The sequence below is a fragment of the Limimaricola sp. G21655-S1 genome (assembly GCF_027213785.1).
Taxonomy (GTDB): Bacteria; Pseudomonadota; Alphaproteobacteria; order Rhodobacterales; family Rhodobacteraceae; genus Limimaricola.
In genome coordinates this window covers 75,931-88,003 of record NZ_JAPWGO010000007.1, presented here as the reverse complement: position 1 = coordinate 88,003, position 12,073 = coordinate 75,931, and the positions used below count along the sequence as shown (strand labels likewise).

Sequence of the window (12,073 nt, the reverse complement as noted above, 5' to 3'; positions counted from 1 at the left end):
GCAGGGTAGATCATGTCCGATCCGGTCAAGAGCGTCGAAATCGAGGATGTGCTCTCCTCCATCCGCAGGCTGCTTGCGGATGGCGAGGGGCAGGACGGAGGACGTCCCGCGCCGCAGCAATCGGCCGATGCAGCCGGCAGATCGCCGGTGGCGCCATCGCGGGTGCGTGCCGAAAGACGCGGCGATGCGCCGCTGGTCCTGACGCCGGCCCTGCGGGTGTCCGGCCGAGAGGGTGCGGCCGAGCGGCCATCGCGCTTTCCGGCCCCCGTCGCGGCGAACACGGGAACGCCCGGCGCGGCATCGGCGGATGATGATTTCGAGCCTGCCGACCTGACCGCCGCATCTTCCGACAAGGGCGGCTCGTTGCGCTCGCGTCTCGAGGAGACGATTGCCGAACTCGAATCGGCGATCACGCATCGCGCCGACGAGTGGGAGCCCGACGGCAGCGAACCGGCGCCGGTGATGGATTGGTCCTCGGCGCGGGCCGAGGACACCCCGTTCCTGAGCCGCCGCCATGTCGGCCCCGTGTCCACCGGACGCGCCGCCCCGAGCGTTCCGCGCGAGATGCAGAGCGCCCCGCAACCGCAGGCGTCTGGTCCCGATGTCGAAGATCAGCAACCCCTGAGCAGGCCGGAGACGGCCGCCGAGATGCAGGAGCAGTCGGCGGCGACAGCGCCCGCTGGGCCGCAGGTCGCGGAGCCAGCGGCCAAGTCGGGCGAGGCGGCCGCTCCAACGCCGTCCCCCGACGCTCTTGTCGAAGAGGACATGCTGCGTCGTCTGATCACCGAGGTGCTGCGCGAGGAACTGCGCGGTCCATTGGGCGACCGGATCACCGGCAACCTGCGCAAGCTGGTGCGCCGCGAGATATTCCGGGCGCTGGCAAGCGGCGAATTCGAGTGATCCTTCAGACCGGCGCCGCGAGCGCGAGCAGCCGGTCGATATCGAGATGCCGCTCGAGATGCGCGGCCAGCGCGTCGAGCGTCGTCTCCACCGCATCCTCGTAGCCGGGGCGCGAGACGACGCCCAGTTCGGCCAGAAAGGCGGCGCGGAAAGCGTCCTCCGAGAACAGCCCGTGCAGATAGCAGCCGCGCACCAGCCCGTCGGTGCTTGCCGCCCCCTCGGGGCGACCCTCGATGTCGAGCCACGCCCGCGCGGCGTGATCCGGTCCGGTGGTTCGGCCGATATGGATCTCGTAGCCCCGGAGCGGCGTACCATCCGCACGCAACTGCGCCGCCACCAGGCCCAACCGCTTTTCGGGCCGCATCACCGTCTCGACATCGAGCAGGCCCAGGCCCTCGACCTGGCCCGGCGGCCCTTCGATGCCCTCGGGGTCGGCGATCGAGCGGCCCAGCATCTGGTAGCCGCCGCAGATGCCCATGACGCGGCCGCCGCGGCGCAGATGCGCGCGCAGGTCGATGTCCCAGCCCTCCGCCCGAAAGGCTGCGAGATCCGCGATGGTGGATTTGGAGCCGGGGATCAGCACGAGATCGGCATCGCCGGGCAGGGGGCGTCCCGGTTCGATCATCGTTACGCTGACACCGGGCTCGGCGGAGAGCGGGTCGAGATCGTCGAAATTGGCGATCCGGTTCAGCCGCGGCACCACGATCTTCAGCGCACCGCCGGGCCGCGATACGATCTCGGCCGCGTCCTCCGCGGGCAGCCGCCAAGCTTCGGCGAAATGCGGCACGATCCCCAGCGGCGCCCAGCCGGTGCGGCCTGCGATGAAACGCATGCCTTCGGCAAAGAGGCTGACGTCGCCGCGGAACTTGTTGACGGCAAAGCCCCGGATCAGAGCCCCGTCGTCGGCATCCAGAACCGCATGGCTGCCGACCAGTTGCGCGATCACGCCGCCCCTGTCGATATCCCCCAAAAGCACTACCGGTACACCGGCCGCCTGGGCGAAGCCCATATTCGCGATGTCGCCCGCCCGCAGATTGACCTCGGCCGGGCTGCCCGCGCCTTCGACGATGACGAGATCATGCGCGGCGGCGAGCCTGCGAAAGCTTTGCAGCACGCGCGGCAAGAGTTGCGGCTTCAGGGCCGCGTAATCCCGGGCCCGCGCCGTGGTAAGACGCTGGCCTTGCACCACCACCTGCGCGCCGGTCTCGCTTTCGGGCTTGAGCAGGACCGGGTTCATGTCGGTATGCGGCGGGACCCCGGCGGCGCGCGCCTGCAGCGCCTGCGCCCGGCCGATCTCGCCGCCATCCTCGGTCACGGCAGCGTTGTTCGACATGTTCTGGGGCTTGAAGGGAGCGACAGAGAGGCCGCGCCGCCGTGCCGCGCGTGCCAGCCCGGCGACGATCATCGACTTGCCGACATTCGAGCCCGCCCCCTGGATCATGATCGCTCGTGCCATGCCTGCCGCCGCTTTCCGTCGCCTGTCGCCTGAGATAGCTGTCTAGGGACGGCACGGCCCAAGGGAAAGCCCATGAACACCCCCGCGCATCTGATCTTCGGCGCGGCAGCCTTCGGGCGGCCGGGGAGGCCCGCTGTGACGTCGGCGGCGCTGCTCGGGGGGCTGGCGCCGGACGTGTCGCTCTACCTCATGGTGGCCTGGGCACGGTTCGTCGGCGATGTGCCGGCACGCACGATTTTCGGCGAATACTATTTCTCGGATGCGTGGATGTCCGTCTTCGCCGTCGACAACTCGTTCCCGATCTGGGGCGCGCTGCTGGCGCTCGCGATCTGGCGGCGCTGGCCCGTTCTCACCGCTTTTGCCGGTGCGGGGCTGCTGCACCTCGCGCTCGACCTGCCGCTGCACGGGGCGGACGCCCGGCCGATGTTCTGGCCGCTGAGCGACTGGCGGTTCGTTTCGCCGCTGAGCTACTGGGACCGCAGCCACCATGCCGGGATCATCGGGCCCCTGGAGGCGGGCCTGTCCGTGTTGCTGACGGGCTTCATGCTCTGGCGGTTCAGAAGCCTCGTCATGCGGGCGGGGCTGGTGCTGCTGCTTGCGGCCGAACTGGGATCGTCGGGGATCTGGCGTTTCGTCTTCTGAAACGGCTGCCGGGCAAGAAAAAACGCGGCTCCGAATGGAAGCCGCGTTTTTTCAGCAGGTCGGGAAGCGTCGATCAGGCCGCGCGGGATTCCAGCTCGGCCGCATGACGACGCTCGCTCTCTTCGCGCGACAGCGCGACCGAGGTGCGCACACCCTTGCCCACGAATTCCATCAGGCCCGCCACGACGCGCTCATTGGGATCGATGCCGGCGCAGGACAGCACCTCGCGCCCGTCGCGCGACCGCGCCCAGCGGGCGATCTGCTCGGGGCCGTTGCCATATTTCTTGTCGTCGGCGATGGCGTCATCCAGAGCGGCAAGCACGACGGCCGCAAAGAGCTTGCGGGCGCGGTTGCCCTGCTCGTTGTTGTAGGCGGTGCCGTCAACGAAATCCTTCATCATGCTTCCTTACGTTCTTTTTGCTCTTGTCGCCAATGCGTCAGAGTGACTAGCCCGAAACCACGGTGATTCGGGTCACCGTTTTCGGAATGTCAGCCATGTGTTCAGTGCATGGCTCCGCGCGTGACGACCTTGCGGGGCTGGGGCGAGTCGGCTCAGCTTGCCTTGGGGCGACCCGCGAGATATAGGCGGGGGCCAATCTCGATCAACCCATCGCCACAATTCCGTCACATGGACCGACATGCCCAAGATCAACGGTAACGAAATCCGCCCCGGCAACATTCTCGAGCACAATGGCGGCCTGTGGGCTGCCGTGAAGGTCGATCACGTGAAACCCGGCAAGGGCGGCGCCTTCGCGCAGGTCGAGATGAAGAACCTGCGCAACGGCTCCAAGCTCAACGAGCGCTTCCGCTCCGCTGACAAGGTCGAGCGCGTGCGCCTCGAGCAGAAGGACCAGCAGTTCCTGTTCGAAGCCGACGGCATGCTGACCTTCATGGACAGCGAGACCTACGACCAGATCGCGCTGCCGGCCGAGCTTCTGGGCGATCGCCGCCCGTTCCTGCAGGACGGCATGACCGTGCATATCGAGTATTACGGTGACGAGGCGCTGAACGTGTCGCTGCCGCAGAAGGTCACCTGCAAGATCGTCGAGACCGAGCCGGTGGTGAAGGGCCAGACCGCGGCCAACAGCTTCAAGCCGGCGCTGCTCGACAATGGCGTGCGGGTGATGGTGCCGCCCTTCATCGGCCAGGACGAGGACATCGTCGTCAACACCGAGACCATGGAATACGCCGAGCGCGCTTGAGCCCCTCCGGCCTTGCGGCCGGACCGGGGATCGGCAGACTGCGCCCTATCGGGGGCGGCTCCACCGGGGCCGCCCTTTTTTCTTGGCGGGAGGCGACGATGATCGGCAACGGCGAACTGGCGGAGATCCTGAAGGCCGCGGCGCGGGCCGAGATCCTGCCCCGGTTCCGGCGGCTCGGGGAAGGCGACATCGCCACCAAGAGCGGTCCCGACGACCTCGTCACCGAAGCCGACACCAGGGCCGAGGCCCGCATCGCGGCGGCGCTGCGCGACCTGCTGCCCGGCGCGTTGATCGTGGGGGAGGAGTCAGTCTCCGAGGATGCCACGCTCCTCGACGGGCTGGGCACGGCCGAACTTTCGGCGATCATCGACCCGGTCGACGGGACCTGGAACTTTGCGCGCGGCCTGGCGCTCTTCGGCATGATCCTGGCACTCGGGAAGCGAGGTCGTGTGACGCATGGCCTCCTCTACGACCCGTTGCTCGATGACCGCATCGAGGCACATGAGGAGGGTCCTTGCGAACTGGTGACCTCGGACGGCGGGCGCCGGGTCCTGTCGACCTCGAAGATCAGCGATCCCGATCGCATGAACCTCTACGTGTCGCTGGCGCTCCTGCCGGCTGAACGGCAGCATGCCGTCGCCGCCGCATTTCCCGGCTTCGGCCGGGTGACGAGCCTGCGCTGCTCCTGCCATGAATACCGGCTGATCGCCCAGGGCCATGCGGAGGCGGCGCTGGCCGCGGTGCTGAATCCGTGGGACCACGCTGCGGGCGCCTTGGCGGTGACGCGCGCGGGCGGCGTGGCGCGGATGCTTGACGGTCGCGGCTACCATCTCGGCCTGCCGCGCGACGCGGGCTATCTGCTCACCGCGTCGAGCGAGGCGGCCTGGGAGGCCGTGGCGGCACGTCTCGGCCCGGCGCTGCTCTAGTCGAGCCGCGCCACCCTCGCCGCGCCGGCCTGCATCTCTTCCGATGCCCTGTCGAAGCGCAGCCAGGCGATGGCGCGGTCGCCCGCGCGGCTGTGCAGCGTACCCACGACCTTCTCACTGCTCGTGATCTCGGTGCCGGGCTCCGCCGGGCCTTCGACCGCGACGCGGACGAAGCCTTTGCGCAGTTCGGTCTTGTGCTTCATCCGTGCTGTGACCTCCTGCCCGACATAGCAGCCCTTGCGGAAATCGACGCCGTTCATGCGTTCGAACCCGGCTTCGAGGATGTAGCTCTCGGGCCCCAACTCGTGACCCCATTCGGGGATCAGGTGCTCGACCCGCAGCGCCGTCCAGTCGCTGCCATCATCGCCCGCCTGCGCGCCGTAGAGCCGCCAGCCAAGCGCCGTGTGGCGTGGATCGGGCAGGGCGCCGTCGGGCGCGGGACCGGTCCCGCGCGAGACCTTGAGATCGGCCTCGGCCAATGCCACGTCGGCGCGGAGCTTGTACATCGACAGCCGCTGGAACAGCTGCGGCGCCACCTCGGCGGCGACATCGATCAGGAAACGGTCGCTCTCTCCCTTCAGGAAGAAATCGGCGATGAGCTTGCCCTGCGGGGTCAGCAGCGCCGCATAGGCGAGGCCATCCTTCGCCCGGGCGATATCGTTGGTGACGAGCCCCTGAAGGAACTCCTCGCGGTCGGCGCCGGTGACGGCGATGATGCTACGGTCCTGTGTCATGCCGCCCTACATAGGGGGCCATGCGACCGACGTCAGCCCGTCTCGGGGTCGCGGAACTGCAGCGCATGCAGATCGGCATAAAGACCGCCCCGCGCCAGCAACTCGGCATGACTGCCCTGATCGACCACCTGACCGTGGTCCATCACCACGATGCTGTCGGCGCCCTGCACGGTGGACAGGCGGTGCGCGATCACCAGCGTCGTGCGCCCCTCCGAAAGCCGCTCCAGCGCCTGCTGCACCACCGCCTCGGATTTCGTGTCGAGCGCGCTGGTCGCCTCGTCGAGCAACAGCACCGGCGTGTCGCGCAGAAGCGCGCGGGCGATGGCCACGCGCTGGCGCTGCCCGCCCGAAAGCGCCGAACCGCGCGGCCCGGCCGGGCTGTCGAGGCCCTTGGCCAGTCGCGGCAGGAAATCGGAGACATGCGCCGCGTCGAGCACCTCGCGCAGACGCTTCTCGGAGACGTCGGTCCGGCCGAGCAGGATGTTGTCGCGGATCGATTCGTCGAACAGCAGCGCGTCCTGCGTCACCACCGAGATCAACCCGCGCAGATCCTCGAGCGCGAGCGCGCGGGTCGGCACGCCGCCAATGGTGATCTCTCCCGATTGCGGATCGACGAGCCGGGCCAGCAGGTTGAACACCGTGCTCTTGCCCGCTCCCGATGCGCCGACCAGAGCGGTGGTGCGGCCCGCCTTGGCGGTGAAACTCGCGCCGCGTAGCACCGGCAGATCGCCATAGGCGAGGCGTACGTCCTCCAGCCGGATCTCCGGAGCTCCTTGGGGGGCAGGGCGCGGCGTCGCGGGCGAAACGAGAGAGGGCTTCGCGTCGAAGATGGCACGCATCCGCTCGAGGCTGGCGGCGGCGGTCTGCCATTGGCCCGAGATGTTGCCGAGCCGGCGCAGCGGTTCGAAGGCAAGGCTCATGGCGGTAAAGAACGCCATGAACTGGCCGACCGACTTGTCACCGGCGATGATCTCGGCGCCGCCGTAGAACAGCACGCCGAGGAAGCCGAGACCGGTCATGATGTCGATCATCGATGGAATGGCAGCCTGGCCCGAAGAGGCATGAATCTCGGCGCGCACACGGGCGCCGATCAGGCGGTCATAGCGCTCGGATTGGTAGCGCTCGAGCCCGTTGAGCTTGATCGGCGCGATGCCGTGGAACACCTCGTCGAGCCGGGTCGACATGCGCGCCGCGATCTCGCGCGAGCTGCGCGACCGACGGCGCACGTATTTCTGCGCGAGCAGCGAGGGCAGCACGAGGATCGGGATGCCGATCAGCGCCACCAGCGTCCAGCGCCAATCGACCGAGAGCGCCACCGCGAACAGCGCGACCACCGAGGTCACGTCGCGCCCGGCCCCGGTGATGAGCGCGGCCCAAACCTGGTTGATCGAGTTGACGTCGCCCTGCACCCGCTCGATCAGGTAGCCCGGCGGATGCGCCTGATGCCAGCCGCCGTCGAGCCGCATCAGATGCGCCAGCAGGTCGGCCCGCAGCCGGGCGGCGCTGCGCTCGCGGATCGTGGTCATCAGCACGCGCTGGCCCAGCGAGGTCACGGCGCGCACGATGAAGATGCCCATTACCACGACGCCAACGATCCACAGCGCCTCGGTCCGCCCGGCGACGAAAACCTCGTCGAACATCGGCTTCATCATCGAGGCGAACAGCCCCAGCGAGCCGCCCTCGATCGCCATCAGGACCATCGCGACCACCAACCAGCGCCAGTGCCGCGAGAGGTAGCTGCGCCACAGCCAAAGAAACAGCCCGCGGCGGTCAGGGCGCGGCGCAGCCGGATCGGCGTCGGCGGGAGGGCGCAGCGCGGTGGTCATCGCCTGGCCCGTCCGGCCTCGAAGCTGCTCTGCGCGGCCTCGGCATCGTATTCGGTGGCGATCCAGTCCTCGATCCCGATCGGGCCGCGCTCCTGCCGCGTGGCATAGAGGTCGAGGATGTGGTCGAGGATCCCGGTGCGGGAGCGGCGAAAATGCAGGAAGCGCGGATGCAGTTGGCGGCGCGCCTCCTCGATCGGCCGGCCCTCGGCCAGAAGATGCAGGGCCGAGGCGAAACCGGCGCGGTCGGCACCCGATTTGCAATGCATCACCACGGGGCGCTCGGCCTCGCGCAGCAACTCGAATAGCCGCAGGATCTGGCCGCGCGGTGCGGCGCGACGCGCCGAAAGCTGGGTCGAGACAAGCCGCAGCCCCAGCGCCCGGCAGCTCTCGGCCTCGAACAGGTAACGCGGATGCCCGCCCTCGCCGCGCAAGTTGATGACCGTGCGAATGCCGATCCTGGCCATCTTCTCGAACCGGCCATGCGTCGGCTGGTTCGAACGGAACACGCCCGGGGTCACGAGATGGAAATTGGTCCACCAGTAGCGCAGGATCGCGTGGTCGAGTATCAGGTAGCTCGCCAGCGCGCGGCGGCGGGCGCCGGCATCGTCGAGGTGATGATGCCGCCCGGTGCGGGCGCGCCGCTCCCAGGCCTTCAGATCCTCGAGAAGCTTCATCATCGGTCCTATCCCACGCATCCGGCATTCCATAAGCATCCCGAGCCCCTCTCGCAAGGCAGGCGGGTTTGACGGGGCCGCAGGCGCGGCCTAGGGCAGGGCGGAGCGATGAAAGAGGCGGGCATGGATCACGAAGGCATCGAGCTGATCGACAAGGTAAGGCTGTGGCCCAGCCACGCCATGATCGCCGGACGACCGCACCGGGTGAAATGGGGCGCCTGGGCTGTTTACCTGCCCGGCCCGCAGATCAAGCTGATGCACGCGGTGGCGGGGCGGCAGCATTGCATCTACCACAAGGCGCCCCGGCGCGAGGAGGTGCTGGGCGGCTTCGACCGGCGCCGCGATGCCGAGGATTGGGCGCGGGCCTTCTCGACGCCGGTGTTGCGCCGGGTGGCCGAGAACTGGGTGATGTTCCAAAGGCTGCACGCGGCGGGGCTCGGCCCCGAGCCGATGGGGCTGGTGGCGGTGCGCGACTATCGCAGCTTCTTTTCGCGCGGACGCGGGATCACCGCCGGGCTGAGGCTTGCCGATCTGACCAGGTATCCGGAAAAGACGCCGGCCACCGAGGCGGAGCTGCGCGCGGCGGGCATCGTTCCGGACCGTAGCCGCGCTTCGCTGCGCGAGCAAATCCGCGGCTATGTAAGCGACCTCAACAACCTGCATGGCGCGATGCCCGAAGAGGGCGAGGCCGAGGTGGCGGCGGTCGAGGCGGCGCTGGCGCGGGCGCTGGGGCACTGAGAGGGCGTTGACGGCGGCGTCGGGCGGGGCGAGGCTGCGCGCCGATCAACCCTCGCGAGGCCCACGCATGTCGCTTTCCCACGGTCGCCCCTATCTCGCCATTCCCGGCCCCTCGGTCATGCCCGACCGGGTGCTCGCGGCGATGCAGCGCCCGGCGCCCAACATCTATACCGGCGCGCTGCACGAGATGACCGCGACGCTGTTTCCCGACCTGAAGCGGGTCGCCGGCACCGACCATCACGCCGCGATCTACATCTCGAACGGCCACGGCATGTGGGAGGCGGCGCTTCTGAACGTGCTGGCGCGGGGCGACCGGACCCTTGCACTTGTGGCAGGGCATTTCGGCCATGGCTGGGTCGCCACGGCACGGGCGCTGGGCGCCGAGGTCGAGGTGATCGAGAGCGACGGGGCCGGGCCGGTCGATCCGGGCCAGCTCGCCGACCGGCTTCGCGCCGATCGGAGCCACGAGATCCGCGCCGTCATTTCCTGCCATGTCGATACCGCGACCGGGGTCCGGGCCGACATGGCGGGCTACCGCGCCGCGCTCGACGCGGCGGGGCACCCGGCGCTCCTGATGGCTGATTGCATCGCCTCCATGGGCTGCGACCGCTTCGAGATGGACGCGATGGGCGTCGACGTCGCGATCACCGCGAGCCAGAAGGGGCTGATGACGCCGCCGGGGCTGGGCTTTGCCTTCTTCAACGAGCGTGCGGCCGAAGCCCGCCATCGCGCGGACATGGTCACGCCCTACTGGGACTGGCGGCCGCGCGCCGCGCCCGACCTGTATTACCAGTATTTCGCGGGCACCGCGCCGACCCATCACCTCTACGCGCTGCGCGCTGCGCTGGACTTGATCGTCGAGGAGGGGATCGAGGCGGTATGGCGCCGGCATGCCCGCCTCGCAAGCGCGATCTGGGCGGCCGTGGAGGCATGGGGCTGCGAAGGAGAGATGCGGCTCGGCGTGCGCTCGGCGGAGGATCGCAGCCACGCCGTGACGTCGATCCATCTGGGCGCACCTGACGCGGACCGGCTGCGCGACTGGTGCGAGACGGAAATGGGGGTGACGCTCGGGATCGGGCTGGGACGGACACCGCCCGAGGGCTGGTTCCGTATCGGCCATATGGGCCACGTGAATGCACATATGGTGCTGGGCGCGCTCGGGACCATCGAGGCGGGGCTCTCGTCCCTGTCGATCCCGCATGGCGCGGGCGGGGTGACGGCGGCGGCCAAGGCGCTGGCCGCCGCCTGATCGCTCAGTCGTTGGCGGCGCGGGTCGGCTTGCCGGGCTGCGCGGCGTCGGATTGCGTCTCAGCGGGCTTGGCGGTCCCGCCCTTCGGCGCATCCGTCTTCGACGGTTCGGCCTTCGATGCATCGGCCTGCTGCGGGGCCGCCGCGGGTTTGGTCGGCTCCTGCTTCGGTGCGTTGCTGTTCGAACTCACCAGTGTCGGCTTCGATACGGCCGGCTCGGCGGCGGCAGGCTCGCTCGTCGGCTGCTTCGCCACGACCGGTTCGGCCGTCTTCGCCACGGGCTTCGCTTCATGCGCCCCGGCTTCGGCCCCCTTGGCGATGTCCTTCGCGACCTTCGCCTCGGGCTTGGCGGCCTTGGGCTTGCTCGTCCCGGACGGCTTCGCCTTTGTGGCGGCGGGCTTGGCCGACCGGGCGGGCTTCGACGGCTGGGCCGGCTTGGGAGATCCGACCTTGGTCGTGTGCTTGGCCGGCGCATCGGAATTGGCGTCGATGAATTGCAGCACCAGCGGCCGGATGTTGTTGCGCCAGCTCGACCCGGCGAAGATCCCGTAATGCCCGGCGCCGGGCTCCAGATGCGCCGCCTTGCGATCATCGGGCAGGCCGGTCAGCAGGTCGAGCGCGGCGAGGCACTGGCCAGGGGCCGAGATGTCGTCCTTTTCGCCCTCGACGATCTTCACCGCCACCGAGGTGATCTTGCCCAGATCGAGCTGGCGGCCATCCACGGTGAAGGCGTTGCGCGCGATGTCGCGCGACTTGAAGACGCGCTCGACGGTCGAGAGGTAGAACTCTGCCGTCATGTCCATCACGGCGAGATACTCGTCGTAGAACTGGTTGTGCTTGTCGTGCTCGGACGCCTTGCCATGGGCGGCACGGAAGATCTGGTCGGTGAAGGCCTGCGCATGGGTGGCGGCGTTCATCGCGATGAAGGAGGCGAGCTGCAGCAGCCCGGGATAGACCTCGCGGCCCACGCCCTTGTACTTGAAACCGACCCGCTGGATCATCGAATGCTCCAGCTGGCCCATCGTGACGCGGCTGCCGAAATCGGTGACGTCGGTGGCGGCGGCGTCGGGATCCACCGGCCCGCCGATCAGCGTCAGCGAGCGCGGCTGCGCCTCGGGGTCGTCCTCGGCCAGCATCGCCGTGGCCGCGAGGGTGAGCGGCACCGGCTGGCACACCGCGATCACGTGCAGGTCCGGGCCGAGATGGCGCATGAACTCGGCCACGTATTTGGTGTAGTCCTCGACGTCGAACTTGCCCTTGCTCACCGGGATGTCGCGGGCGTTGTGCCAATCCGTGATATGCACGTCGCAATCGGGCAGCAGGCTGATCACCGTCTTGCGCAGGAGGGTGGCGTAGTGGCCGGACATCGGCGCAACCAGCAGCACGCGCCTCTTCGGCGATTTTCTGCCGGGGGTGGTAAAGCGGATCAGGTCGCCGAAGGGGCGTTCCACCAGCGTCTCGACGCGGACGATGTGGTCCTTGCCATCGGGGCCGGTGATCGAGGGGATGCCCCAGTCAGGCTTGGCCACCATGCGTGCGAAGCTGCGCTCGGTCACGTCGCCCCATGCCTTGAGCAACTGCATCGCCGGGTTGGCGGTCATCGCCATCGCCGGGTAGTCGCCCATGGCGCGCGCGGTCGCACCCAACCACTGGTTGGTATTGCGCACGCTTTCCATCAGGTCGTAGGTCGGCATATACTTCATAAGACTGCTCCAGGCAGGGGTCGT

The 12,073-nt window shown here is 68.8% G+C and carries 11 protein-coding genes and 1 pseudogene; 6 read left to right on the top strand and 6 right to left on the bottom strand.

From position 1 onward, the window contains the following. Positions 1-12 precede the first annotated feature (12 nt). Positions 13-900 carry a hypothetical protein gene (locus tag O4G76_RS08935; RefSeq protein WP_269397004.1) on the top strand — a complete coding sequence of 296 codons (888 nt, stop codon included), beginning with the start codon at positions 13-15 and terminating at the stop codon, positions 898-900. A gap of 4 nt (positions 901-904) precedes the next feature. Here O4G76_RS08935 and O4G76_RS08930 read toward each other — a convergent pair whose 3' ends face one another. Next, complete coding sequence (locus O4G76_RS08930) at positions 905-2,356, bottom strand: cobyric acid synthase (protein WP_269397003.1); 1,452 nt, start codon at positions 2,354-2,356, stop codon at positions 905-907. Positions 2,357-2,428: 72 nt separating this feature from the next. Here O4G76_RS08930 and O4G76_RS08925 point away from each other — a divergent pair, with 72 nt between their 5' ends. Continuing rightward, entirely contained in the window at positions 2,429-2,998 is a 570-nt protein-coding gene (locus tag O4G76_RS08925; RefSeq protein ID WP_269397002.1) for a cobalamin biosynthesis protein CobQ, read from the top strand. Positions 2,999-3,071: 73 nt separating this feature from the next. On the opposite strand, the gene O4G76_RS08920 is transcribed toward O4G76_RS08925, so the two are convergent. Beyond that, complete coding sequence (locus tag O4G76_RS08920; RefSeq protein WP_026147324.1) at positions 3,072-3,395, bottom strand: DUF6280 family protein; 324 nt, start codon at positions 3,393-3,395, stop codon at positions 3,072-3,074. A 241-nt stretch (positions 3,396-3,636) separates the two neighbouring features. Here O4G76_RS08920 and efp point away from each other — a divergent pair, with 241 nt between their 5' ends. Continuing rightward, complete coding sequence (efp, locus tag O4G76_RS08915; RefSeq protein ID WP_269397001.1) at positions 3,637-4,200, top strand: elongation factor P; 564 nt, start codon at positions 3,637-3,639, stop codon at positions 4,198-4,200. Positions 4,201-4,298: 98 nt separating this feature from the next. Then, positions 4,299-5,126 (top strand): inositol monophosphatase, encoded by an 828-nt coding sequence (locus O4G76_RS08910; protein ID WP_269397000.1) that lies wholly within the window; start codon positions 4,299-4,301, stop codon positions 5,124-5,126. Here O4G76_RS08910 and O4G76_RS08905 read toward each other — a convergent pair. From O4G76_RS08905 to O4G76_RS08895, 3 genes are read right to left on the bottom strand one after another with little or no spacing between them, the layout of a single operon-like run. Beyond that, on the bottom strand, positions 5,123-5,860 hold the full coding sequence (locus O4G76_RS08905) for a folate-binding protein YgfZ (protein WP_269396999.1): 738 nt from the start codon (positions 5,858-5,860) through the stop codon (positions 5,123-5,125). The genes O4G76_RS08910 and O4G76_RS08905 overlap by 4 nt on opposite strands. Before the next feature lie 32 nt (positions 5,861-5,892). After that, positions 5,893-7,686 (bottom strand): ABC transporter ATP-binding protein, encoded by a 1,794-nt coding sequence (locus tag O4G76_RS08900; protein WP_269396998.1) that lies wholly within the window; start codon positions 7,684-7,686, stop codon positions 5,893-5,895. Next, positions 7,683-8,363 (bottom strand): tyrosine-protein phosphatase, encoded by a 681-nt coding sequence (locus O4G76_RS08895; protein WP_269396997.1) that lies wholly within the window; start codon positions 8,361-8,363, stop codon positions 7,683-7,685. The genes O4G76_RS08900 and O4G76_RS08895 overlap by 4 nt, the downstream gene beginning before the upstream one ends. A gap of 120 nt (positions 8,364-8,483) precedes the next feature. Here O4G76_RS08895 and O4G76_RS08890 point away from each other — a divergent pair, with 120 nt between their 5' ends. Both O4G76_RS08890 and O4G76_RS08885 read left to right on the top strand, forming a co-directional pair. After that, a complete protein-coding gene (locus O4G76_RS08890) occupies positions 8,484-9,098 on the top strand; it encodes a hypothetical protein (RefSeq protein WP_269396996.1) in 615 nt (204 codons plus the stop codon). Positions 9,099-9,165: 67 nt separating this feature from the next. Further along, on the top strand, positions 9,166-10,347 hold the full coding sequence (locus O4G76_RS08885; RefSeq protein WP_269396995.1) for an alanine--glyoxylate aminotransferase family protein: 1,182 nt from the start codon (positions 9,166-9,168) through the stop codon (positions 10,345-10,347). 448 nt (positions 10,348-10,795) lie between these two features. On the opposite strand, the pseudogene phaZ reads toward O4G76_RS08885, so the two are convergent. Then, positions 10,796-12,049: pseudogene (phaZ, locus tag O4G76_RS08880) on the bottom strand (polyhydroxyalkanoate depolymerase); the annotation flags it as partial. Positions 12,050-12,073: the final 24 nt, after the last annotated feature.

Coding starts and splice junctions, on each gene's coding strand:
- O4G76_RS08905 (WP_269396999.1), bottom strand. CDS start 5,860: ATGACACAGGACCGTAGCATCATCGCCGTCACCGGCGCCGACCGCGAG.
- O4G76_RS08935 (WP_269397004.1), top strand. CDS start 13: ATGTCCGATCCGGTCAAGAGCGTCGAAATCGAGGATGTGCTCTCCTCC.
- O4G76_RS08925 (WP_269397002.1), top strand. CDS start 2,429: ATGAACACCCCCGCGCATCTGATCTTCGGCGCGGCAGCCTTCGGGCGG.
- O4G76_RS08920 (WP_026147324.1), bottom strand. CDS start 3,395: ATGAAGGATTTCGTTGACGGCACCGCCTACAACAACGAGCAGGGCAAC.
- O4G76_RS08895 (WP_269396997.1), bottom strand. CDS start 8,363: ATGATGAAGCTTCTCGAGGATCTGAAGGCCTGGGAGCGGCGCGCCCGC.
- O4G76_RS08910 (WP_269397000.1), top strand. CDS start 4,299: ATGATCGGCAACGGCGAACTGGCGGAGATCCTGAAGGCCGCGGCGCGG.
- O4G76_RS08900 (WP_269396998.1), bottom strand. CDS start 7,686: ATGACCACCGCGCTGCGCCCTCCCGCCGACGCCGATCCGGCTGCGCCG.
- O4G76_RS08890 (WP_269396996.1), top strand. CDS start 8,484: ATGGATCACGAAGGCATCGAGCTGATCGACAAGGTAAGGCTGTGGCCC.
- O4G76_RS08930 (WP_269397003.1), bottom strand. CDS start 2,356: ATGGCACGAGCGATCATGATCCAGGGGGCGGGCTCGAATGTCGGCAAG.
- efp (WP_269397001.1), top strand. CDS start 3,637: ATGCCCAAGATCAACGGTAACGAAATCCGCCCCGGCAACATTCTCGAG.
- O4G76_RS08885 (WP_269396995.1), top strand. CDS start 9,166: ATGTCGCTTTCCCACGGTCGCCCCTATCTCGCCATTCCCGGCCCCTCG.